At 71.2% G+C, this 21,998-nt stretch carries 22 protein-coding genes; 14 read left to right on the top strand and 8 right to left on the bottom strand.

All coding sequences use genetic code 11. From position 1 onward, the window contains the following. Positions 1 to 10 precede the first annotated feature (10 nt). Positions 11 to 1,102 carry a GNAT family N-acetyltransferase gene (locus HUN59_RS16810; protein ID WP_174779018.1) on the bottom strand — a complete coding sequence of 364 codons (1,092 nt, stop codon included), beginning with the start codon at positions 1,100 to 1,102 and terminating at the stop codon, positions 11 to 13. Between the two features lie 102 nt (positions 1,103 to 1,204). Here HUN59_RS16810 and dcd point away from each other — a divergent pair, with 102 nt between their 5' ends. The 3 genes from dcd to HUN59_RS16795 are packed head-to-tail and all read left to right on the top strand — an operon-like array spanning position 1,205 to position 2,718. After that, positions 1,205 to 1,795: a dCTP deaminase gene (gene dcd, locus HUN59_RS16805; RefSeq protein ID WP_058743010.1), complete on the top strand. Its 591-nt coding sequence runs from the start codon at positions 1,205 to 1,207 to the stop codon at positions 1,793 to 1,795. 60 nt (positions 1,796 to 1,855) lie between these two features. Then, the gene (locus HUN59_RS16800; protein WP_174779017.1) at positions 1,856 to 2,371 is read left to right on the top strand and encodes a helix-turn-helix domain-containing protein; all 516 of its coding nucleotides are present in this window, start codon (positions 1,856 to 1,858) and stop codon (positions 2,369 to 2,371) included. Beyond that, a complete protein-coding gene (locus HUN59_RS16795) occupies positions 2,368 to 2,718 on the top strand; it encodes a HepT-like ribonuclease domain-containing protein (protein WP_174779016.1) in 351 nt (116 codons plus the stop codon). Before HUN59_RS16800 ends, HUN59_RS16795 begins: the two co-directional genes overlap by 4 nt. A 195-nt stretch (positions 2,719 to 2,913) precedes the next feature. Here the strand turns inward: HUN59_RS16795 and HUN59_RS16790 are convergent, their stop codons facing one another. The 6 genes from HUN59_RS16790 to idi form a co-directional block, all read right to left on the bottom strand. Further along, a complete protein-coding gene (locus tag HUN59_RS16790; protein WP_141860105.1) occupies positions 2,914 to 4,029 on the bottom strand; it encodes a substrate-binding domain-containing protein in 1,116 nt (371 codons plus the stop codon). Positions 4,030 to 4,115: 86 nt separating this feature from the next. Then, positions 4,116 to 5,408, bottom strand: a complete 1,293-nt coding sequence (gene mmsB / locus HUN59_RS16785; RefSeq protein ID WP_141860107.1) for a multiple monosaccharide ABC transporter permease — start codon at positions 5,406 to 5,408, stop codon at positions 4,116 to 4,118. Further along, positions 5,405 to 6,928 carry a multiple monosaccharide ABC transporter ATP-binding protein gene (gene mmsA, locus HUN59_RS16780; protein WP_144803497.1) on the bottom strand — a complete coding sequence of 508 codons (1,524 nt, stop codon included), beginning with the start codon at positions 6,926 to 6,928 and terminating at the stop codon, positions 5,405 to 5,407. The genes mmsB and mmsA overlap by 4 nt, the downstream gene beginning before the upstream one ends. Positions 6,929 to 7,348: 420 nt before the next feature. Then, positions 7,349 to 8,368 (bottom strand): LacI family DNA-binding transcriptional regulator, encoded by a 1,020-nt coding sequence (locus tag HUN59_RS16775; RefSeq protein WP_058743016.1) that lies wholly within the window; start codon positions 8,366 to 8,368, stop codon positions 7,349 to 7,351. Positions 8,369 to 8,495: 127 nt separating this feature from the next. After that, a complete protein-coding gene (locus HUN59_RS16770) occupies positions 8,496 to 9,545 on the bottom strand; it encodes a magnesium and cobalt transport protein CorA (protein ID WP_058741901.1) in 1,050 nt (349 codons plus the stop codon). A gap of 281 nt (positions 9,546 to 9,826) precedes the next feature. Further along, positions 9,827 to 10,369: an isopentenyl-diphosphate Delta-isomerase gene (idi, locus tag HUN59_RS16765; protein WP_141860118.1), complete on the bottom strand. Its 543-nt coding sequence runs from the start codon at positions 10,367 to 10,369 to the stop codon at positions 9,827 to 9,829. A gap of 21 nt (positions 10,370 to 10,390) precedes the next feature. Here idi and HUN59_RS16760 point away from each other — a divergent pair, with 21 nt between their 5' ends. The 10 genes from HUN59_RS16760 (at position 10,391) to HUN59_RS16715 (ending at position 19,445) form a co-directional block, all read left to right on the top strand. Further along, positions 10,391 to 11,449: a polyprenyl synthetase family protein gene (locus HUN59_RS16760; protein ID WP_174779015.1), complete on the top strand. Its 1,059-nt coding sequence runs from the start codon at positions 10,391 to 10,393 to the stop codon at positions 11,447 to 11,449. After that, positions 11,446 to 12,363, top strand: coding sequence for a phytoene/squalene synthase family protein (locus HUN59_RS16755; protein ID WP_174779014.1), 918 nt, complete (start codon positions 11,446 to 11,448; stop codon positions 12,361 to 12,363). Before HUN59_RS16760 ends, HUN59_RS16755 begins: the two co-directional genes overlap by 4 nt. Beyond that, on the top strand, positions 12,360 to 14,003 hold the full coding sequence (gene crtI, locus HUN59_RS16750) for a phytoene desaturase family protein (RefSeq protein ID WP_441307021.1): 1,644 nt from the start codon (positions 12,360 to 12,362) through the stop codon (positions 14,001 to 14,003). The genes HUN59_RS16755 and crtI overlap by 4 nt, the downstream gene beginning before the upstream one ends. Next, positions 14,003 to 14,344, top strand: coding sequence for a lycopene cyclase domain-containing protein (locus tag HUN59_RS16745; RefSeq protein WP_174779013.1), 342 nt, complete (start codon positions 14,003 to 14,005; stop codon positions 14,342 to 14,344). Before crtI ends, HUN59_RS16745 begins: the two co-directional genes overlap by 1 nt. After that, a complete protein-coding gene (locus tag HUN59_RS16740; protein ID WP_174779012.1) occupies positions 14,341 to 14,784 on the top strand; it encodes a lycopene cyclase domain-containing protein in 444 nt (147 codons plus the stop codon). Before HUN59_RS16745 ends, HUN59_RS16740 begins: the two co-directional genes overlap by 4 nt. Beyond that, positions 14,781 to 15,707: a prenyltransferase gene (locus HUN59_RS16735; protein WP_174779011.1), complete on the top strand. Its 927-nt coding sequence runs from the start codon at positions 14,781 to 14,783 to the stop codon at positions 15,705 to 15,707. Before HUN59_RS16740 ends, HUN59_RS16735 begins: the two co-directional genes overlap by 4 nt. Positions 15,708 to 15,893: 186 nt before the next feature. Next, positions 15,894 to 16,937: a Gfo/Idh/MocA family protein gene (locus tag HUN59_RS16730; RefSeq protein ID WP_174779010.1), complete on the top strand. Its 1,044-nt coding sequence runs from the start codon at positions 15,894 to 15,896 to the stop codon at positions 16,935 to 16,937. 142 nt (positions 16,938 to 17,079) lie between these two features. After that, positions 17,080 to 17,601: a hypothetical protein gene (locus tag HUN59_RS16725; protein ID WP_174779009.1), complete on the top strand. Its 522-nt coding sequence runs from the start codon at positions 17,080 to 17,082 to the stop codon at positions 17,599 to 17,601. Positions 17,602 to 17,605: 4 nt separating this feature from the next. Further along, entirely contained in the window at positions 17,606 to 18,679 is a 1,074-nt protein-coding gene (locus tag HUN59_RS16720) for a YihY/virulence factor BrkB family protein (protein WP_174779008.1), read from the top strand. A 67-nt stretch (positions 18,680 to 18,746) separates the two neighbouring features. Then, positions 18,747 to 19,445 (top strand): SDR family oxidoreductase, encoded by a 699-nt coding sequence (locus HUN59_RS16715; protein WP_174779007.1) that lies wholly within the window; start codon positions 18,747 to 18,749, stop codon positions 19,443 to 19,445. A 58-nt stretch (positions 19,446 to 19,503) separates the two neighbouring features. Here the strand turns inward: HUN59_RS16715 and HUN59_RS16710 are convergent, their stop codons facing one another. After that, positions 19,504 to 21,105 carry an ABC-F family ATP-binding cassette domain-containing protein gene (locus HUN59_RS16710; protein ID WP_174779006.1) on the bottom strand — a complete coding sequence of 534 codons (1,602 nt, stop codon included), beginning with the start codon at positions 21,103 to 21,105 and terminating at the stop codon, positions 19,504 to 19,506. A gap of 299 nt (positions 21,106 to 21,404) precedes the next feature. Between HUN59_RS16710 and HUN59_RS16705 the strand changes: the two genes are divergently transcribed. Then, positions 21,405 to 21,830 carry a DUF3151 domain-containing protein gene (locus HUN59_RS16705; protein ID WP_058741912.1) on the top strand — a complete coding sequence of 142 codons (426 nt, stop codon included), beginning with the start codon at positions 21,405 to 21,407 and terminating at the stop codon, positions 21,828 to 21,830. Positions 21,831 to 21,998 lie beyond the last annotated feature (168 nt).

The raw sequence follows: 21,998 nt of genomic DNA, 5'->3' as shown, positions 1-21,998 counted from the left end.
GCTCCCGCCGTCAGTCCCGCTGCTCCCAGATGCCCTCGCTGCCGCCCCCGACGAACCCGACCGCCTCGTTGACGTCGAGCATCGGCCGGTTCTCCTCGGCGTTGAACGTGATGATCGACGGCCGCCCCGGGAAGTCCCGTTCGACGGTCTCGATCCCGACCACCTTGAGGAGCCACCCGAGCCGGTGCCCCCGGTGCTCCCGCAGCACGAGCGTGTCCCACTGCATCACGGGGCGGGAGGCGTCGTGCGGCACCTTCAGCTGGCTGAAACCGGCCAGGGTGGTGCTCGGCACGTGCTCGACGGCCACGGTGAGCATGGCGTGCGGACCGTCGGCGAGCTGCTCCTCGGACTTCCGCACCCGGTCGGCGGTCCACACGTCCTCGGGCTCCGCCATGTCACCGGACGGGGCGTCGGTGCTCATCCGGGTGTGCAGCAGCGCGACCCCGTCGAGCCAGGCGTCCGGCGTGCGGTCGGTCCACGTGTGCACGCGGTACTCCGGCCCGGCGGCCGTTGCTGCGCGTTCGTGCAGGGCCCGGACGACCGACGCGTCGGCCGGCAGCCCGAGCCGGCTGATCCGGTTCACCTGCCCGAAGTGCCACCCGCGGCCGGTCAGGAAGCGTACGCCGGCCTCGTCCTCGGGGACCGCGCCGGAGCCGGTCGGCGCCGGGACGAACCCCGGGCCGGTGGCGGGGCCGACCTGCCGCGAGACCGCGTAGGTCTTGCGCTGCGTGCGGCCCTCGGCGCGGGAGAGCCCCTCCAGGTGGTCGGCGAGCAGCGTTCCGATCCCGCGGCGCTGCCGGTCCGGCCGGACCCCGACCGCGAGCCAGCAGTTCGTGGTCCCGGGCTCGGTCTTCGTGTCGTACGACCCCGCGCCGACGACCGATCCGTCCGGGTCCCGCACGACGAACAGGCGGCTCGGCGACCCGGGTTCGTGGCACATCGGCAGGTACTCGGCCGGCTTCCACGACAGCTCGGTGAGTCCGTGCACGGCGACCTCGGCGGCGTCGGAGACCGCCAGCCAGTCGCAGAACGCGCGGACCCGCTCGGGATCGTCGTCCATCGTCGCCGGCACGACGAGTTCCTCGACGGTGTCCGTGCTCATGGTCGGTCCCCCACTCGGCCGGTCGGACGGCCGTCGTCCGCCGCCCGGAGGGCAGCCGAGCAGCATACCGACGGCGGACCGCCTGCCGCTAGGCTTCCCACCGTGCTGCTCTCCGACCGCGACATCACCGCCCAGCTCGCCGAGGGCCGGATCGGGCTCGACCCGTACGACGCCTCGCTCGTCCAGCCGTCGAGCATCGACGTCCGGCTCGACAAGTACTTCCGGCTGTTCGACAACCACAAGTACCCGCACATCGACCCGGCCGAGGACCAGCCCGAGCTCACCCGCCTGGTCGAGACCGACCCGGACGAAGCGTTCGTGCTGCACCCGGGGGAGTTCGTCCTCGGCTCGACGTTCGAGGTCGTCACGCTCCCCGACGACATCGCGGCCCGGCTCGAGGGCAAGAGCTCGCTCGGTCGCCTGGGACTCCTCACCCACTCCACCGCCGGCTTCATCGACCCGGGCTTCTCCGGACACGTGACGCTCGAGCTGTCGAACGTGGCGACCCTGCCGATCAAGCTCTGGCCGGGCATGAAGATCGGCCAGCTCTGCTTCTTCCAGCTGTCCAGCCCCGCCGAGAAGCCCTACGGCTCCGCCGAGTACCAGTCGCGCTACCAGGGGCAGCGCGGCCCGACGCCGTCCCGCTCGGCGCTGAACTTCCACCGCGCGGACGTCTCGCAGCGCGACGCCTGACCCGGATCCCGCGTGCACATCGGCACGCGGGAAATGTTGCATGCTGTGTATCGTGGCGGCATGGTCGCTCCACCCCCAGACGCGGCGCCGCCGGTGGCGGCGTCCGACATCCTCCGCGAGGCCCGGATGCGGGCCGGGCTCACCCAGGTGCAGCTCGCCACCCGCGCGGGCGTCACGCAGAGCGTGATCAGCACGTACGAGAACGGCCGGCGTGAACCCTCGCTGGCCGCCCTGCAGCGGCTCGTCCGCGCCGCCGGGTTCGAGACGGTGGTCGACCTGCGTCCGGTGCCCGAGCCGCCGTCGCTGCGTGAGCGGGTCGCCGCGCTCCGCGAGGAGCTGGTCGAGGTCGTCGAGTCCTTCGGGGCCGCGAACCCGCGGCTGTTCGGCAGCGTCGCCCGCGGGGACGACGGGCCGCGCAGCGACGTCGACCTGATGGTCGACCTGGAACCGGGCACGGGACTCTTCAGCCTGCTCCGCATCCAGGACGCCGCGGAGCAACTGCTCGGGGTGCGCGTGGACGTCACCGACGCGGCCGGGATGGGCGAGGACGCCCGCCGCGACGCGGTGCCGCTGTGAACCGCGACCTGCGGCACCGGCTCGACGACCTGGTGCACGCGTGCGGGCTCATCCAGGAGTACGTCGCCGACGACGCACTGCCCGAGACCCTGGTCTACGACGCCGTGCGCATGCGCTTGGTCGAGATCGGCGAGGCGGTCCGCGCGCTCCCCGTCGCGGTGACCGCGTCCGAGCCGGGCATCCCGTGGTCGCGGGTGTCGCTGCTGGGGGAGCGGCTCACCCGCCGGTACTTCGACACGACGCCGTCGGTCGTGTTCGGCACGGCCCGGACGGACGTCCCGTCGCTGTGCGCGGCGGTCCGGCGGATGCGCGACACGCACTGCGGTCCGGTCCGGCCTGACGAGTGACCGGCTGACGCGCGACCGGCTGACGCGCGACCGGTCGCGACGCGACCGGGAGCCGGACGGGAGGCACGTGGCGGGCCCGCCACGTGCCTCCCGTCCGGCTCGTCCGCACCCTGCGGACGCGGGACGGCCCCGTCTCGCCGGAGCGAGACGGGGCCGTCGGTGCTGGTGCTGCTGTGGTGCCGCTGCGGAAGGGGATCAGCCCTGCTTCGCGAGGTCCTCGAGGGTGCTGTTGCCCTTGTAGGCCTCGACCGCGTTCTCCTTGGTGACCAGGACCGGGGTCAGCTCGACGGCCGGCACGATCTTCACACCATTGTTGTTGTTCTTGTCCTCGGTGGTCTTCGGGGTCTTGCCATTCGCGACGTCGGAGACGAGGTCGATGGCGGCCTGGGCCTCCTCCGTGGTGTTCTTGTAGATCGTCGAGTACTGCTCGCCCTTCATGATGAGCGGGATCGAGGCGGTCTCGGAGTCCTGACCGGTGACGATCGGGTTCGGCTTGCCGGCGGCCTTGGTGGCGGTCAGGATCGCGCGGGCCAGGGTGTCGTTCGGCGACAGGACGCCGTCGAGCTCGGTGTTCGTGTACGACTTCGTCAGGATGTCGGTCATGCGCGACTGGGCGTTCTGCGCGAGCCATCCCTGCGTGTTGGTGTCCGAGAAGCTGGTGCGACCCGAGACGACCTTGACGGTGCCGTCGTCGATCTTCGGCTGGAGCACGTCCATGGCACCGTTGAAGAAGACCTTCGCGTTGGCGTCGTCGGGCGAGCCGGAGAAGAGCTCGATGTTGTACGGGCCGTTCGGCTTCTTGGCCTTCATGCCGTCGAGCAGGGCCTGCGCCTGCAGCTGACCCACCTTGAAGTTGTTGAACGCGACGTAGTAGTCGACGTTCTCAGTGTTCAGGATGTTGCGGTCCCAGGCGATGACCAGCGCCCCGGACTTCTTGGCGGCGGCGACCTGCGTGCCGAGCTGCGAGCCGTCAGCGGCGCCGATGATGACGGCCTTTGCGCCCTTCGTCACCATCGCCTGGATCTGCCCCTGCTGGTCCGGGACGGGACCGTCTGCCTTTGCGTACTGGATGTCGGCCTTGAAGCCGGCGTCCGTGATCGACTTCTCGAAGGCTGCACCTGCGAGGACCCAGTTCTGCGAGGTCTTGGCGGGCAGGGCGACACCGATCAGGTCGCCCTTCTTGATCTGGACGTTCGAGGCGCCGGAGGTCGACGAGCCGGAGCCGGTGTCGTTGCCACGGGCCGAGCAGCCACTGAGGGCGAGGCCCGCGACCAGTGCCAGACCGATGCCGGCGATGAGCTTCTTGCGCATGAGATTGCTTTCTCTTCGTTGAGGAGTGGAGCGGTGTTGGTGAGGGGATCGAGCGGGCGGACACCGGAGCGGCCGCCCGCCACGCGTTACTGGATGTTGACCTTCTCCGGCTGGTCCTCGATGGACCGCGGCTGCTGGGCGGCCACCGTGTTCTGCTCGGTGTCCTTCCGTTGGAACTGCTTCAACATCCCGCCGATCAGGGACGGACGACCCTGCGACTTCGAGTACACGTCGAAGGCGACGGCGACGAGGAGGACGAGACCGCGGATGATCTGCACCTTGTTGGACTCGAGGCCCACCAGGGAGAGACCGTTCGACAGCAGGGCCATGACCAGACCACCGATGATCGAACCCGAGATCGTGCCGATGCCACCGGCGACCGCGGCGCCACCGACGAACACGGCGGCGATCGCGTCGAGCTCCCAGCCGGTGCCGTCAGCGGGGCCCGAGGCACCGGAGTAGCCGACGAACACCATGCCGGCGACGGCGGCCAGGACCGACATGTTCATCATCACGAAGAAGTTGACCTTGCGGGCGCTGACGCCGGACAGGACCGCGGCGTTCGCGTTGCCACCGACGGCGTAGACCTGGCGACCGAAGATCGTGTTCTTGGTGAGGAAGCCGTAGACGATGGTCAGGACGCCGAGGATGATCGCGACGATCGGGATCGAGGTGCCCGCCGGGCCGTGACCGAACAGGTACGTGGCGACGAGGGTGACGGCGACCAGGATGCCCGTGCGGACGACCGACACCCACAGCGGGACGAGCTCGGCCTGCATCTTCTTGCGACGCTGGCGGCCACGGAACTCGAGGAAGACGAGGACCAGGCAGGTGATGATGCCCAGGATGACCGTGCCGTTCGAGAACCCGAAGTCCGGGCCGAAGTCGGGCAGGAAGCCCGAGCCGATGGTGTTGTAGGTGTTCGGCGTCGGGACCGACGTCGAGTTGCCGATGATCTGGTTCGCACCGCGGAAGATGAGCTGACCGGCCAGGGTCACGATGAAGGCCGGGACCTTCACGAACGCCACCCAGAAGCCCTGCCAGGCGCCGACCGCCGCGCCGACCGCGAGGCCGAGCAGGATCGCGGCCCACGCCGGGAAGTGCCACTGCGACATCGACTGCGCCACGATGATGCCCGTGAACGCGGCGACCGAGCCGACCGACAGGTCGATGTGCCCGGCGATGATCACCATGACCATCCCCAGCGCGAGGATGAGGATGTAGGAGTACTGCAGGAACACGTTGATGATGTTCGTCGGCTCGAGGATCAGCCCGTCGGTCCAGATCGAGAAGATGATCAGGATCGCGATGAGGGCGATGATCATGCCGTACTGGCCGATGCTGTTGCCCTTGCCGAAGAGCAGTTTCAGGTTCTTCATGAGACGGTGGCGCCCTTCCGCGCGGAGGTCATGCTGCGCATGAGCGTTTCTGGATCGGCCTGGTCGGCGGGGACGTCAGCCGTGATCTGGCCCTCGAAGATCGTGTAGATCCGGTCGGAGAGGCCGAGGAGTTCGGGGAGCTCGGAGGAGATGAGGATGATGCCCTTCCCCTGTGCTGCGAGCTGCTGGATGATGCCGTAGATCTCGAACTTGGCGCCCACGTCGATGCCGCGGGTGGGCTCGTCGAGGATCAGCAGGTCCGGGTCGGTGAACATCCACTTGGACAGGACGACCTTCTGCTGGTTCCCGCCGGAGAGCTTGCCGACGTTGTCCTCGACCGAGGGCACCTTCGTGCGGAGCATCTTGCGGTACTTCTCGGCGACGTCGTACTCCTTGAGCGAGTCGACGACACCGCCCTTCGAGATCTTCGGCAGGTCGGCCGCGACCGTGGAGCGCTTGACCGTGTCGAGCAGGTTGAGCCCGAGTGCCTTGCGGTCCTCGGAGACGTAGCCGAGGCCGTTCGCGATCGCCTGCTGGACGTTCGCGATCTTGACCTCGTGACCGTCCTTGATGATCTGACCGTCGATGAAGTTGCCGTACGAGCGCCCGAAGATGCTCATCGCGAGCTCGGTGCGACCGGCGCCCATCAGGCCCGCGAAGCCGACGATCTCGCCACGGCGGACGTGGAAGTTCGAGCCCTTGGCGACCAGGCGCGACGGGTCCTGCGGGTGCTGCACGGTCCAGTTCTTGACCTCGAAGAACACCTCGCCGATCTTCGGCGTGCGGTCCGGGAAGCGGCTCTCGAGAGACCGACCGACCATCCCGCGGATGATGCGGTCCTCGTTGACGCCGTCGCCCTTCACGTTCAGGGTCTCGATCGCCTTGCCGTCACGGATGATCGTGATCTCGTCGGCGATCTGCTCGATCTCGTTGAGCTTGTGGCTGATGATGATGCTCGCGATGCCCTTGCCCTTGAGGCCGACGATCAGGTCGAGCAGGTGCTGCGAGTCGTTCTCGTTGAGCGCGGCGGTCGGCTCGTCGAGGATGAGGAGCTTGACGTCCTTGTGCAGGGCCTTCGCGATCTCGACGAGCTGCTGCTTGCCGACGCCGAGGTTCTTGATCTGCGTGTCGGGGTCCTCGTCGAGGCCGACGCGGGCGAGCAGGTCCTGGGCACGCAGCTGGGCGCTGGTCCAGTCGATGACACCGAAGCGGCCGGGCTCGTTGCCGAGGAACAGGTTCTCGGTGATCGACAGCTCGGGGATGAGCGCGAGCTCCTGGTGGATGATGACGATGCCGGCCTGCTCGGACTGCTTGATGTCCTTGAAGCGGACCTCTTCGCCCTCGTAGACGATCTCGCCGCTGTAGGTGCCGTACGGGTAGACGCCCGACAGCACCTTCATGAGCGTGGACTTGCCGGCGCCGTTCTCGCCGCAGATCGCGTGGATCTCGCCGGCGCGGACGCTGAGCGACACGTCCGAGAGTGCCTTCACACCAGGGAACTCCTTGGTGATCGAACGCATCTCGAGGATCGTCTCGGCGCTGGTGACGGACCTGGTGGCCAGGTCCGGTCCCTGTGGGGTTGACGCCACGGTGCATCTCCTTCTGCCGCTGCAGTGCGGCAGTCCTTCGGGTGGTGAAGCTGCGGCAACGGGGGCACAGGAGTCCTGTGTGGACCTCGTTGTCGCGTCCGGTGTCCTTGTCGTGTGACGGTCATGTGACCGTTCACATCGGCGGAACGGAGGTAATTTACGCACAGCCCCGACGCGGCTGTCAATTCGGATTGGTCGCGTTTGTGTAACGGCCCGCGTGATCTGGCGGAACGAGGGCGTGGCTCACCCCCGAGGTGGGGTATGTCGGCCGCCGGTTGCGTGCGTGGTGCGGGACGGACGGGAGGCGCGGGGCAGGCCCGCCACGATCCTCCAGGCCGGTCGTGGGTCGCGTCAGCGACGCCGGGGCGCGCCCGTCGAGCCGCGCACGACCAGCTGGGGGACCAGGTCCACCGGGCGGAGCGCCTGCTCCGCGGACGGCAGCAGCAGTTCCACACAACGGCGGCCGAGTTCGGGGAAGTCCACCTGCACGGTCGTGAGCGGCGGCCAGAGGTGCTTCGCCTCGGGGATGTCGTCGTAGCCCACCACGGACAGGTCACCCGGCACGTCGAGCCCGTAGGAGCGCGCCGCGTGCATGACCCCGAGCGCCATCGCGTCGTTCGAGCAGAAGATCGCCGTGCAGTCCCGGTACCGCAGGAGCTCCCGACCGGCGTGGTAGCCGAAGTCGGCGGTCCAGTCGCCCAGGATCGGCGGCACGACGGGCATGTCCCGGTCGCTCATCTCGCGCAGGAAGCCCTGCATCCGGGCCTCGGCCTCGATCCAGTCCCGCGGCCCCGCGATGTGCCGGACGTACTCGTGACCCAGGTCGAGCAGGTGCGCGGTCGCGAGCCGGGCCCCCTCCATCTGGTCCACGAACAGGGTCGTCGGCTCGTCCCCGACGCTCGTGCGCAGGGCCACGTAGGGCGTGCGCATCCCGAGTTCCTCGATGAGGTCGAACACGCGCTGCTGCGGCGCGATCACGATGATCCCCTCGACGTCCTGGTCGAGCAGGTGCCCGAGGCCGTCGCGCACCGCGGTGTCCGTCGCGTCGGCGATGTTCGACGTCGTGACCGAGTAGCCGCGGGTGACGGCGGCGTCCTCGATCGCCTGCATCGTGGCCGCCGGGCCGTAGTGCGACCGCTGCGCCGTGAGGACGCCGATCGTGTGCGTCCGGCTCGTCACCAGCGCCCGCGCGGCCCGGTTCGGCCGGTACTGCAGCTGTTCCATGGCCGCGAGCACCTTGTCGCGGGTCTCGGCACGGATCGCGTCGGAGTTGTTGAGCACCCGCGACACGGTCTGGTGCGAGACGCCGGCGACCCGCGCGACGTCGCGGATGCTGGGCGAGCGCGGTTGCTGTGTCCGCGGTGACGCCATCGTTGCTCTCTCCCGCCCGGGGCCGTGGCACCTCGATGTGCACGTTCACATTCCGAGCCAGATCATTATGCACGTCCGGGGACTGCGCGCCAGCCGAGTCGTTCGATCGAGCCCGGTGACGTGCCGGTCAGAGCCAGTTCCGCTTCCGGAACACCACCCACAGGATCCCGGCGAGGGCGAGCATCGCGACGATCGCGGCGGGGTAGCCGTAGCGCCAGTGCAGCTCGGGCATGTGATCGAAGTTCATGCCGTAGACGCCGGCGATCAGACCGGGGGCGAACAGGATGGCCGCCCACGACGAGATCTTCTTGACCTCCTCGCCCTGCTTGTGCGCGGCGCGGGCGAGCTGCCGGCTCTCCTCGCCCTGCGCCAGGCTCGCACTCGTCATCCGGCGCATCGCCTCGTTCTGCTCCTGGCTGACGAGGGTCGCGTGCAGCGTCAGGGCGTTCTCGAGGAGCGCCCGGAACGAGTCCACGCGCTCGGTGACGCGCAGCGCGTGGTCGAGCACGTTCCGCAGGCGGTGCTGGACCTCGTCGTCGACGCCGTACTTGTCGGCGCCGCGCAGGAGCCCCTGGACCATCGCGGGCACGGGGGTCGTGGCGCGCTGGAAGGCGAGGACCTCGCTGAGCAGCTGGTAGATCCGCTTCGAGACACCCGGGTCGACCTGACCGGCGAACAGCTGGTCCTCGATGGCGTCGACCTGGTCCTGCAGGACCTCGACCACCGGGGCGTAGCCGTCGACGACCTCGTCGAGCACCGCCGCGGTGACGGCCTCGGAGCCCTTCGCCAGGAACTCCGGGTCCGCCTCGACGCGGCATCGCAGGGCCGCCAGATCGGGCTTCGCCGCGTGCCGGACGCTGATCACGAAGCGGTCGCCGACGAACAGGTGCACCTCGCCGAACTCGACCTCGTTCGTGTCGGTGCGGTGCCAGGCCGGGCGGAGCACCAGGAAGAGCGTGTCGCCGTACCGCTCGAGCTTGGCGCGCTGATGGCCCTTCCTGGCGTCCTCGACGGCGTTCTCGTGCAGGTCGAACTCACTCGCGACGGCGGCGAGCTCGGCGTCGTCCGGACGGAGCAGTCCGATCCAGGCGAGGTCACCCCGGGCGTCGGGCGACAGGGTCGACGGACTGCCGACGCGACGTCCTGCGACGTAGACGGCGTTGTCGATGAGTGCCATGTCGTGCTCCTCGTGGTCGGGAGCAGGCCGGCGCGAGACCCGGGCGGACCGGGACGGGGCGTGCACGTGCCCGGAGCTCGTGGCGGAGCGGGACGTGCGTCAGCGAACGGGCAGGGCGACGACCGGGGCGGTCGTCCGGCCCGATCGAGGATGGTCACCCGACATCGCGCCTCACCTGCCCTTCTGGTTCGTCGTGCTGGTCCGACCGTGCTGGACGGACCGTGGCCACCCGTCGTGGCCGAGGGACAACGCTACCCCGGTCCGGGCGCGACCACCAGCGCTCAGCGCGTGACGCGCAGCCCCTGCCGCTCGAGCTCCGTCAGCTGCCAGCCGAGCCACGGGCTCCACGCGAAGGGCGCTCCCGCGACGGACTCCCGCAGCGCGTCCTCGGAGACCCACGCCCACTCGGCGACCTCGTCGTCCGCAGGCGCCGGCACGTCGTCGGTCACGGCGCGGAACACCGGGCAGACCTCGTTCTCGACGATGCCCGAGGCATCCACCGCGCGATACCGGAAGTCGGGCAGCACGAGCTCGACGTCGCGGACGGTGATGCCCAGCTCGCGCGAGGCGCGACGGGCGACGGCGTCCTCGAACGCCTCGTCCGGGCCGGGGTGGCCGCAGAACGTGTTGGTCCACACCCCGGGCCAGGTCTTCTTCGAGAGCGCACGACGGGTGACGAGGACGTCGCCGTCGGTGTTCCGCACGTGGCACGAGAACGCCAGGTGGAGGGGAGTGTCGGTCGTGTGCACCGCGAACTTGTCCGCTGTGCCGACCGGGGTACGGTCCTCGGCCAGCAGGACGACGGTTTCCGGGAAAGTGTTCATCTGCCCCGATAGGTTAGGCCAATGAGCGAGGAAGCGGCCACCGTGGCGCAGATCGACCTGGGGCTGGTCGACGACTGCATCGAACGCTTCTTCACCGTGTCCTCGGCCCGGGCCCGTCGCTTCGGCCGCCCGTCGGAGGAACTCTGGCGCGTGCTGCGCAAGGCGAGTATGGGCGGCAAGCGCTTCCGTCCCCGCATGGTCCTGACCGCGTACGGCTTCCTCGGCGGCACCGACCACCACGCCGCCGCGAACGTCGCCGCCGCGTACGAGCTCCTGCACACCGCGCTGGTCGTGCACGACGACGTCATCGATCGCGACTGGTCCCGCCGCGGTGAGCCGAACGTCGCCGGGTCCTTCCGTGACACCGGCACGACGGGCGGCCTCGCACTGCCGACCGCGGAGCACCGCGGGGTGAGCGCTGCCGTCATCGCGGGCGACCTGGCGCTGGTCGCCGCGGCCCGGTTCATCGAGGCGTCCGGCGTCACCGGCGAGCGGCGGACCCGCCTGCTCGAGATCCTCGACGACGCCGTGTTCGCCAGTGCGGCGGGCGAGATGACCGACGTCGACCTGGCGCTCGGCGTGATGCCCTCGGTGGACGAGGTCCTCGCGATGGAGCGGGCGAAGACCAGCGTCTACTCGTTCGAGGCGCCGCTGCAGTCCGGTGCGGTGCTCGCGGGTGCGTCCGACGACGTGGTCGATGCCCTCGGCGCCTTCGGTCGCGAGATCGGGATCGCCTACCAGATCGTGGACGACCTGCTCGGGGTGTACGGCGACGAGGCCGCGACCGGCAAGTCCGTCCTCGGTGACCTCCGCGAGGGCAAGCGCACCATGCTCATCGCCCACGCGGCCACCACGGACTGCTGGGACGACATCGCGCCGTACCTCGGCGACCCCGACCTGACCGAGGAGCGTGCCGCCGAACTCCGTGCGACCCTGGAGACCTGCGGCGCCCGCTCGGCTGCCGAGTCCCGGATCGCCGAGCACGCCGCACTCGCCCGAGCCGAGCTCGCGCCTCTGCCGTACGACCTCGCCGACCGACTGGAGGGCCTCGTGACCGAACTGCTGGAGCGCGTGCGGTGACCCAGACCGCACCACCGCGTCTGCCCCTGTACGACGCGACGGCCGAGGCTGCGTCCGGGGTGGTCATCGAGCGCTACTCGACGTCCTTCGGGCTGGCCAGCCGACTGCTCACGAAGGACACCCGCGAGCACATCCGGAACGTCTACGCCCTGGTCCGCGTCGCCGACGAGGTCGTCGACGGTCCCGCGACCGAGGCCGGGCTCGACCACGACCTCGCCCGGACGGTCCTCGACGAGCTCGAGGCGGACACCGAGCGGGCGATGGCACTCGGCTTCTCGGTGAACCCCGTCGTGCACGCCTTCGCCCGCACCGCCCGCGTCACCGGGTTCGGCCCGGAGCTCACGAAGCCGTTCTTCGCGTCGATGCGCATGGACCTCGAGCAGACCGAGCACGACCAGGAGTCCTTCGACCGCTACGTCTACGGCTCCGCCGAGGTCGTCGGGCTCATGTGCCTGCGGGCCTTCGTGCACCGCGCGGGCCGCCCGACGTTCGACGACACCGTGCTCGTCGACGGCGCGCGGGCCCTGGGCGCCGCGTTCCAGAAGGTCAACTTCCTCCGCGACCTGCACGCCGACTTCGAGGTCCTCGGCCGCTCGTACTTCCCGGGCGTCGACATCCGCTCGTTCGACGAGGCGACGAAGCGCCGCCTGGTCGCCGACGTGCAGGCCGACCTCGACCGTGCTGCGCTGACGGTGCCGCTGCTCCCCGCCGACGCGCGCAAGGCCGTCGGGCTCGCGCACGCGCTGTTCCAGGAGCTCAACGACCGCATCGCGGCGACCCCGGCGGACCGGCTGGTCACCAGCCGGGTGCGCGTTCCGAACCCGGTCAAGGCCCGGCTCGCCGCGCAGGTGCTCGCCGGACGCGCGCCGCTCGAGTCCCGGGCCGCGCACCACCGGACGGGAGGACCGCGGTGACCCCGCCACGCGCCTCCAGGCCGAAGGCGGTCCCGACCACCCCGGGACGCGCGGTGTCCGCCCGTCGCGTCGTCGTCGTCGGCGGTGGCATCAGCGGGCTCGCGTCCGCCGCGCTGCTCGCACGGGACGGCTACGCCGTCACGGTGCTCGAGCAGCGCGACCAGCTCGGCGGCCGCGCCGGCTCGTGGGAGCGGGACGGCTTCCGGTTCGACACCGGGCCGTCGTGGTACCTCATGCCCGAGGTGTTCGACCACTTCTTCCGGCTGCTCGGCACCTCCGCGGACGCTGAGATGGACCTGATCAAGCTCGACCCTGGGTACCGCGTGTACTCCGAGGGGCACGACGAGCCGATCGACCTGCTCGCCGACCGCGAAGCGAACATCGCGCTCTTCGAGTCGATCGAGCCCGGCGCGGGCGACCGCATGAGGAAGTACCTCGACTCGGCGGCCGACACGTACGCGATGGCCGTCCGCCGATTCCTGTACACGACCTTCCAGGACCTCACGAAGCTCGCGGCGCCCGACGTGCTCCGTCGTCTGCCGAAGCTCGCGCGCCTGCTGCTCCAGCCGCTCTCGACCTTCGCGTCGAAGGCCGTGCAGGACCGCCGGCTCTGGCAGGTCCTCGGCTACCCGGCGGTGTTCCTCGGCACGAGCCCGTACGCGGCGCCGAGCATGTACCACCTGATGAGCCACCTCGACCTGGCCGACGGAGTGCTCTACCCGAAGGGCGGCATCACCGAGGTCATCGCCGCCGTCGAGCGCGTGGCCCGGCGGGAGGGCGTGACCATCGCCACCGAGTCGCCGGTCGAGCAGATCCTGGTCGAGGACGGCCACGTCACGGGCGTCGTCCACCGCGACGCGTCCGGTGCCCGGCACACCGTGCCGGCCGACCTCGTCGTGAGCGCCTCGGACCTGCACCACACCGAGCTGCACCTGCTGGGCCCCGAGCACCGCACCTACCCCGAGGCGCACTGGCGGAAGCGCGACCCGGGTCCGAGCGCCGTGCTCGCGTACCTCGGTGTCGACGGCCCCGTCCCCGGGCTGCTGCACCACACCCTCGTGTTCACCGAGGACTGGCAGGCGAACTTCGGCGCGATCTTCGGCAAGGACCGGCACGTGCCGGACCCCGCGTCGATCTACGTGTGCGCGCCCTCGCTCACCGACGACTCCGTCGCGCCGGAGGGCACGAGCAACCTGTTCGTCCTGGTGCCGCTGCCGGCCGACCTGTCGATCGGCAAGGGCGGGATCGACGGTGCCGGCGACGCCGAGGTCGAGCGGATCGCCGACCGGGCGATCGACGTCATCGCCGAGCGCGCCGGCGTCCCCGACCTGCGGGACCGGATCCGGGTGCGCCGGACGATCGGCCCGCAGGACTTCGCCGACGACTACAACGCCTGGAGCGGCTCGATGCTCGGTCCGGCGCACACGCTGGCGCAGAGCGCGTTCTTCCGCGAGAAGAACGTCTCGGGCAAGGTCCAGGGGCTCTACTACGCGGGAGCGTCGACCACGCCGGGCATCGGGCTGCCGATGTGCCTGATCAGCGCCGAGGTCCTGCTCAAGCGCATCCACGGCGACACGAGCACCGAACCGCTGCCGACCCCGCTGCCGTCGCCCGTGGGTGCGTCGCGGACCGCTGGCTGATGCCGGGGCTGTACCTCGCCGGACTGCTCGTGTCGATCGCCGGCATCGCGGTGCTCGACGCCCGCTACCGGCTGTTCTTCTGGCGGGCACCGTGGCGCGCGGCGGCGGTGATGGCCGTCGGGCTCGTGTTCTTCCTGGTGTGGGACGTCGCCGGGGTCGCCCTCGGCATCTTCTTCATCGGGCCGCAGGACCTGCTGACGGGCATCCTGCTCGCACCGGACGTCCCGCTCGAGGAGCTCTTCTTCCTGGTGCTGCTCTGCTGGACGACGATGGACCTGGTCGGGTTCGTCCGACCCGTGCTCGAACGCCGGGCATTGGCCGCGGGACGGTCGCGGTCGTGAACGCCACCTACGCGCTCCTCGCGCTGCCGTTCTTCGCCGTGGTCGCCGTCGTCGCGGTCGTGGCGGGGGTCGTCGCGCGGCGTCGGGCACGCGGCGGTCCCGCCGCTCGGGGTTCCCGCCGGGTCGCCGTCGCCACCTCGGTCGTCGCGGGCATCGCCCTGCTCGTCATGACGATCGTCTTCAACAACGTGATCGTCGGGACGGGCGTCGTCGCGTACGACGCATCGCTGATCAGCGGGCTGAAGATCGGGGTGATCCCGGTCGAGGACCTGGCGTACTCCATCGCGGCCGTCGTCCTGCTGCCGAGCCTGTGGGTCCTGTTCGACCGCGCTGACCGCTCCGCCGCCGACCGCTCGGCCCACGACCGTTCCGCACCCGACCGGACGGGCGCTCGCCCGTCGCCCGACCCGGCCACCCCCGTACCGGAGGAGACCCCGTGAACGCCACCACCGCCTCCAGGCCGTCGACCCTGCGCGCGCTGTTCGTGTCGTCGCGGCCGATCAGCTGGGTGAACACCGCCTACCCGTTCGGTGCGGCCTACCTGCTCGGCAGCGGGGTCGGCGTCGAGGGCGGGGGCGGGTTCTCGCTCGTCGCGTTCCTCGTCGGCGTCGTGTACTTCCTCGTGCCCTACAACCTGGCGATGTACGGGATCAACGACGTCTTCGACTACGAGTCCGACCTGCGGAACCCGCGGAAGGGCGGCGTCGAGGGCGCCCTGCTCGACAAGAGCGTGCACCGCACGACGCTCTGGGCCGTGGTCGTGACGAACGTCCCGTTCCTGGTGGCGCTCGTCGTGCTCGGTGCGCTGTCCGGCAACGGCCCGTGGTCGTGGCTGGTGCTCGCGATCAGCGTGTTCGCGGTGATCGCCTACTCGGCGCCGGGGCTGCGCTTCAAGGAGAAGCCGTTCCTCGACTCGCTCACCTCGTCGACGCACTTCGTGTCGCCGGCGGTCTACGGCCTGGCGCTCGCGGGTCCCGTGTGGACCGGGCAGCTCGTCGCGGTGTGCGTCGCGTTCTTCCTGTGGGGCGTGGCCTCGCACGCGTTCGGAGCGGTGCAGGACGTGCTCGCGGACCGGGCGGGCGGGATCGGCTCCGTCGCGACGGTGATCGGGGCGCGGGCGACCGTGCGCCTGGCGTTCGTGGCGTACCTGGTCGCGGGCGTCGCGCTGCTGTTCTCGGACTTCCCGGGGCCGATCGCGGCGATCGTCGTCGTGCCGTACGCGCTGAACGTCCTGCCGTGGTGGAACGTCACGGACGCCGGGGCCGAGTCGGCGAACGCGGGGTGGAAGCGGTTCCTCTGGATCAACTACCTCGCCGGGTTCATCGTCACGATGGCGCTCATCGCCTACGCCTGGACGCACTGACCGGCGTCGTTCCGTCCGTCGATGGAGCAGAAGACGTCGGGTCGGCCCTCGGGCACCCGACGTCTTCTGCTCCACCGACGAGACGCAGACGATCCCGCCCGCCTGCGCGCCCGCGCCGCAGCCCCTGACAGACTGGACGCACGCGCCGCGGGAGTCGTGGGGCGCCGGTCACGAAGGAGTGCACGCATGACGGTCCGCATCATCCACGTCGGTCTCGGAGGGTGGGGCGGCAACTGGGCCCGCACCGCCATCCCGCAGGTCACCGAAGTGGAGGTGGTCGGGCTCGTCGACCCGAGTGCGGCCACGCTCGAGGCCGTCCGCACCGACCTCGGCATGCCGGAGCGCAGCGCGTTCGCGTCCCTCACCGAGGCCCTCGCCGCGGTCGAGGCCGACGCCGTCGTCATCACCGCCCCGGCCGTCACCCACGTGCCGCTCGCGCTCGAGGCGCTCGAGGCCGGCAAGCACGTGCTCGTCGAGAAGCCGTTCGCGAACTCCACGGACGAGGCGCTGCAGGCCGTCCGCCGGGCCGAGGAGCTCGGCCTCGTGCTGCAGGTCAGCCAGAACTACCGCTGGTACCCGGCGCCCCGCGTCGTGCAGGAGCTGCTCGAGGCGGACGCCGTCGGGGAGCTCTCGGCGATCGACATCGACTTCCGGCAGTGGGACAACGACGAGCCCGTCGAGACGTACCCGCACTACCGGTTCCCGCACCCGATGATCAACGACATGGCGATCCACCACTTCGACCTGCTCCGGATGGTCACCGGTCGCGAGGCCGTCCGCGTGTACGCCCGCGCCTCGTACCCGTCGTACAGCAAGTACCAGGACGAGGCGATCACCTCGATGCTCATCGAGCTCGAGGGCGGCCTCGTCGTGAGCTACCGCGGCAGCTGGCTGAGCCGGGCGCCGCGCACCGCCTGGGCCGGCGAGTGGAGCATCCAGGGCGAGGACGGCGAGCTCTGGTTCACGAGCCGCGACGGCTCGCCGAGCGAGGTCGCCGGGGACCGCGTCACGCTCCGGAAGGACCAGGACGCCGAGGCCGAGTCCGTCGAGCTGCCCACCATGCAGCACGCCGACCGGCAGGGCGGGCTGCAGGCCTTCGCCCGGTCGGTCGAGGGCGGTCCGGCTCCCGAGACGAGCGGCCGCGACAACCTGCGGAGCCTCGCGGTCATGGAGGCGGCCGGCCGTTCGGCCGTCTCCGGTGTCCCCGAGGACGTCGTCCTTCCGGACTGACCCGCGCCGCTCGGCGCACCAGCGCGCGCCGCACCGGACGGGAGGCACGTGGCGGGCCCGCCACGTGCCTCCCGTCCGCTGTCCGGCTGCGTCGGGCGGCTCCGCTGAGACCACGCCGGTCCCGCACTGGTAGGCACGATGCATGGCCAAGGACAGTCTCCCCGAGCTGGAGCTCGCGAACGTGCGCACGCGTGAGCGGCTCACCGACAGCGTCGCCGAGATCCGGCGGCGCTCGGACGTGCCCGCGCGCACCCGGCTCGCCGTCGCGAAGGCGCGCCAGCGGTGGCACCGAGACCCCACCCCGCTCGTGGCGATGGGCATCACGGCCGTCACCGGCATCGCGGCGATCGTCCTCGGGGCGCGCATCGGCCGCACCGACGCCGGGCACCTCGACCGACCGCCGGCGACGACGGCGTTCACCGCCCTGCTGCCGTTCGGCGCACGTGGCGAACCGGACCCGGACCAGGCGAAGGGCGGACGCAAAGCACGGAAGGCCCGTCGGAAGGCGGCCGAGGAGTCGCTCGAGCGCGACCCGGTGCACCGGAACCGCGTGAAGCAGCGGGCCGGCATCTCGGCCGTGCAGCGTCGGGCGACGGCGAACCGGAAGCAGGCCGCGAAGCGGTCGAAGGCGGCGGCGAAGGCCCTCGCGAAGACGAAGGGCTGAGCCGATGGCGCGCAGCAAGCACCACGACGACCGCGACCCGGTCGGCAGGAACGACGGCAAGCCCGCGCCGGACGACCCCCGGAAGCCGGACAGCCCGACGGACCTCACGAAGCCGTCCTTCACCTACACGCTCAAGAAGACCCTCCGGGAGTTCTCGAGCGACCAGTGCACCGACCTGGCCGCGAGCCTGACGTACTACACGGTGCTCGCGCTCTTCCCGGGCCTGCTGGCCATCGTGTCCATCCTCGGCCTCGTGTCGAACCCGAAGGACACGATCGAGACCCTGCTCGACGTCGTGCGGAACGTCGGCGGCGGACAGGTCGCCGACCTGCTGCAGAGCCCGATCGAGGGGCTCGTCCGTTCGCCCGCGGCCCCGATCACGTTCATCGTCGGTGTGCTCGGCGCGCTCTGGTCGGCGTCCGGGTTCGTCGGGGCGTTCGGCCGCGCGATGAACCGGATCTACAACGTCCGCGAGGGCCGCCCGATCTGGAAGCTCCGCCCGACCATGCTCGGGGTGACGCTCTTCACGGTCGTGCTGCTCGTCGTCGGCCTGCTCGTGCTCGTCTCCGGACCCCTGGCGCGTACGTTCGGGGACGTCGTCGGGCTCGGGGACGCGGCCGCGCTCGTGGTCTCGATCGTGCAGTGGCCGATCCTGCTCGCGATCATGATCGTGATCGTCGCGGTCCTGTACTACTGGGCGCCGAACATCCGCCAGTCGAAGTTCAAGTGGGTCAGCGGCGGGGCCATGCTCGCCATCACCATCTGGATCGTGGCGAGCGTCGGGTTCGGCTTCTACGTCGGCAACTTCTCGAACTACAACGCGACGTACGGGTCCCTCGGTGGGGTGATCGTCTTCCTGCTGTGGATCTGGATCACGAACAACGCGCTGCTGTTCGGTGCGGAGTTCGACGCCGAGCTCGAGCGCGGGCGGCAGCTGCAGGCGGGCATCCGGGCGGAGGAGGACATCCAGCTCCCGGAGCGGGACACCCGGCAGATCGAGAAGCAGGACGAGCAGCACGCGAAGGACGTGCTCGAGGGCATCCGGATCCGCGAGAGCGCGGGACGCACCAAGGACTGACCGCGTCCGGCCCACGGCCTGGAGGCACGGTGCGGGTCCGCCGCGCACCGTCCGTAGGGTGGTGGGCATGACCGACACCGCACCTGCCGCCACCCGTCCCGTCGCCCTCGTCACGGGCGCGACCCGGGGGATCGGCCGCGCGATCGCGATCGACCTCGGGCGGACGCACCACGTCCTCGTCGGTGGCCGCACCGCCGCCGCGGTCGACGCCCTGGTCGCGGAGCTGCCGAGCGCGGCGCCCTTCGTCGGGGACCTCGGCGCCGGAGACCTGCCCCCGCTGCCGGAGCGGCTCGACGTGCTCGTGCACTCCGCCGGGGTCGAGCAGGGCACCCGGATCGCGGACACCCCGCGCGACGTCTGGGAGTCCGTGTTCGCCACGAACGTCTTCGCGGTCGCGGAGCTGACCCGCGTGGCGCTCCCGGCGCTCCGCGCGGCGCGGGGCATCGTCGTGCCGGTGAACAGCGGCTCCGGGTTCGTCGCCGGACCGGGCGGGGGCGTGTACGCGGCGTCGAAGTTCGCCCTGCGCGCGTTCGCCGACGCCCTGCGCGAAGAGGAACGGGCGAACGGCGTGCGGGTGTCGAGCGTGCACCCCGGTCGCACGGACTCCGACATGCAGCGGGCGCTGACCGAGAAGCTCGGCGAAGACTACGACACCGCGTACTACCTCGCCCCGGAGGACGTCGCCGCCGCGGTCCGCACCGTGGTCGACCTGCCGGAGCGCGGGACGATCGAGTCGCTCGCGATCCGGCCGACCCGGCGGCGCTGACCACCCCGGGCCGACCGCACCGGCGGCCCCGGGGCGGTCGTCCCGCGCTCGCCGCGGCCTACCGCAACTCGATCCGCGTCGTCAGGTCGAGCCGCTCCAGGAACGTCTCGTCGTGGCTCACGACCACGAGGGCGCCCCGGTAGGCCCGCAGTGCGTCCACGAGCTGGTCGACGCTCGTCAGGTCGAGGTCGTTCGTCGGCTCGTCGAGCACGAGCACCTGGGGCGGCGGGTCCGCGAGCACGAGGGCGGCGAGGGCCACCCGGAAGCGCTCCCCGCCGGACAGGGCCCCGGCCGGGCGGTCGACAGTGTCGCCGCGGACCAGGAACCGGGCCAGGCGGTTCCGGACCTCGGCGACCGGGACGTGCGGGGCGTCCCGCCGGACGTTGTCGAGCACCGACGCGGTGTCGTCGAGCGTGTCCTTCCGCTGCGGCAGGTACGCCACCCGGTCGACGTGCGGCACCGCCGATGTCTCCGGCAGCGGGTGCTCCCGCGCGTCCGGCACCCCGACGAGCTGGTCGAGGAGCGTGCTCTTGCCGGCGCCGTTGTCCCCGACCACGGCGACCCGCTCGGGCCCCTGCACGATCGTCTGCCGACCCCGCACCGTCACGGTCGCGATGCGCCGCGACGCCGGGACGTCCGGGTCGGGCAGGGTGACGTGCAGGGACTCGTCGTCGCGCAGGCGGGACTCGGCCTCGTGCTTCGCCGACAGGGCCGCCGCCTCGTCCTCGGCGTACCCGGTGCGGAGCTTCCCCGCGGTCTGCTCGCCGCGCTTCCGCATCTCGTTCGCGAAGATCTTCGGCATGCCCTCGGCGGCCTTCCGGCCCGAACGGGCGCGGCGGGCGATCTTCGTCTCGGCCTCGATGCGCTGTCGCTGTTCGGCGCGGTGCCGCTGCTCGGCGACCCGGACCTCGCGCTCGACCGCCGCCTGCTGCACGGCGACGTGCGCCTCGTACTGCGCGTACGTCCCGCCGTACACGGTCGCCGAGCCCTGCCGCAGCTCGACGGTCTCGTCGACGTGCTCCAGGAGCTCGCGGTCGTGGCTGACGACCACGAGGGTCCCGCGCCAGTCGTCGACCAGGTCGAGCAGCAGGCCGCGGGCACGGCGGTCGAGGTTGTTCGTCGGCTCGTCGAGGAACGCCACCGGTCGGCCGCGCAGCCGGATGCCGGCGACCGCGGCCAGGACGGCCTGCTCGCCGGACAGCGTCGCGACCGGCCGGTCCAGAACGGCGGCACCCGTCCGGATCCCGGCGAGACCGATCGCGTCCAGTCCGATCCCGTCGAGGGCGGCGACGGCCCGCTCCTCGAGGTCCCAGTCGTCCCCGACGGCGTCGAAGTGCTCCGGGGCCGCGTCCCCGTCGAGGATCGCGCGGAGCGCCGTCAGCGCCGGTCGGATGCCGAGCAGGTCCGCGACCGTGTCCTCGGGACGCGTTGCGAGCCGCTGCGGCAACTGGTCCACGGGACCCGACGTGCGGATGGTGCCCGACGTGGGGTGGAGCTGCCCCGTGACGAGCCGGACCAGCGTGGACTTGCCGGCCCCGTTCCTCCCGACCAGGCCGGTGCGGCCGGACCCGAAGGCGGTGGACAGGTGCTCGAGCGCGACGGTGCCGTCGGGCCAGGTGAAGGTGACGTCGTGCAGGACGACGGAGGGTGTTGCGGGCATGGGGGTGCCTCCGAGATCGTGAGCTGGGCGCACGACACCGGACCCGCGGCGACCCGGACGGATCCGGCGCGGACACGCCCGACGGGGCGCGACGATCACGGTGTCAGCGCGAGGACTGCGCGGTACCGGTGATCGACTGCAAGGCGGCTCTTCCGTCGGGGACCCCCGTGTCCGCCACCCGTGCCGCCGGTCGGTCTCCCGCCCCGGCAGCCCCGTGGTGACGACGAGGTGTCACCCACCGTACGGCCGGACCCGGCCGCAGGCAAGAGGTGACAGGCAAGAGGTGACAGGCTGGACGCATGCCGGAGAACCTGCTGCCGAACCCGACCGCGAACCCCGCGACCCTGCTGCCCGAGGAGCCGGAGGTGACCGCCGCGCTCGCCGCCGACGCCCCCGTGTCGAGCGTCGTCGTGTCGCACCCGTCCTCGAGCCTGGCGTGGGCGCTCCTCGCCGACGAGGCCTGGGAGCGCGGCGCGACCCTGGAGTCCTACGCCTACGCCCGCGTCGGGTACCACCGCGGCCTCGACGCCCTGCGGAAGGCGGGCTGGCGCGGCGCCGGACCCGTGCCGTGGTCGCACGAGCCGAACCGCGGTGTGCTCCGGGCCCTGTTCGCCCTGCGGCGCGCGGCGGAGGCGATCGAGGAGCCGGGCGAGCCCGAGCGGCTGACGGACTTCCTCGACCAGAGCGACCCGGAGGCGCTCCGCGCGCTCACCGCCGGGGAGTAGCGCGGGGGCGGGCCCCGCGCCGCGGCGGACGCTGGAGGTCCGCGTCGCGTTCCGCACAACGGAAAGCACTCCGCACCACGCGATCGCGTGGCACGGAGTGCTTTCCGTTGTGCGGAGGCACACCACACCACGCGGGTGCGCCTGCGACCCGGCCGGCCCGGCCGGCCC

This window comes from Curtobacterium sp. Csp2, assembly GCF_013347165.1.
The sequence above is the reverse complement of the archived record's forward strand: the minus strand, read 5'-3'. Positions and strand labels throughout refer to the sequence as shown.

Coding starts and splice junctions, on each gene's coding strand:
- idi (WP_141860118.1), bottom strand. CDS start 10,369: ATGAACACTTTCCCGGAAACCGTCGTCCTGCTGGCCGAGGACCGTACC.
- HUN59_RS16770 (WP_058741901.1), bottom strand. CDS start 9,545: ATGGCACTCATCGACAACGCCGTCTACGTCGCAGGACGTCGCGTCGGC.
- HUN59_RS16725 (WP_174779009.1), top strand. CDS start 17,080: ATGGCCAAGGACAGTCTCCCCGAGCTGGAGCTCGCGAACGTGCGCACG.
- HUN59_RS16760 (WP_174779015.1), top strand. CDS start 10,391: ATGAGCGAGGAAGCGGCCACCGTGGCGCAGATCGACCTGGGGCTGGTC.
- mmsB (WP_141860107.1), bottom strand. CDS start 5,408: ATGAAGAACCTGAAACTGCTCTTCGGCAAGGGCAACAGCATCGGCCAG.
- mmsA (WP_144803497.1), bottom strand. CDS start 6,928: ATGCGTTCGATCACCAAGGAGTTCCCTGGTGTGAAGGCACTCTCGGAC.
- HUN59_RS16715 (WP_174779007.1), top strand. CDS start 18,747: ATGACCGACACCGCACCTGCCGCCACCCGTCCCGTCGCCCTCGTCACG.
- HUN59_RS16705 (WP_058741912.1), top strand. CDS start 21,405: ATGCCGGAGAACCTGCTGCCGAACCCGACCGCGAACCCCGCGACCCTG.
- HUN59_RS16710 (WP_174779006.1), bottom strand. CDS start 21,105: ATGCCCGCAACACCCTCCGTCGTCCTGCACGACGTCACCTTCACCTGG.
- HUN59_RS16730 (WP_174779010.1), top strand. CDS start 15,894: ATGACGGTCCGCATCATCCACGTCGGTCTCGGAGGGTGGGGCGGCAAC.
- HUN59_RS16745 (WP_174779013.1), top strand. CDS start 14,003: ATGCCGGGGCTGTACCTCGCCGGACTGCTCGTGTCGATCGCCGGCATC.
- HUN59_RS16800 (WP_174779017.1), top strand. CDS start 1,856: ATGGTCGCTCCACCCCCAGACGCGGCGCCGCCGGTGGCGGCGTCCGAC.
- HUN59_RS16810 (WP_174779018.1), bottom strand. CDS start 1,102: ATGAGCACGGACACCGTCGAGGAACTCGTCGTGCCGGCGACGATGGAC.
- HUN59_RS16775 (WP_058743016.1), bottom strand. CDS start 8,368: ATGGCGTCACCGCGGACACAGCAACCGCGCTCGCCCAGCATCCGCGAC.
- HUN59_RS16720 (WP_174779008.1), top strand. CDS start 17,606: ATGGCGCGCAGCAAGCACCACGACGACCGCGACCCGGTCGGCAGGAAC.
- HUN59_RS16790 (WP_141860105.1), bottom strand. CDS start 4,029: ATGCGCAAGAAGCTCATCGCCGGCATCGGTCTGGCACTGGTCGCGGGC.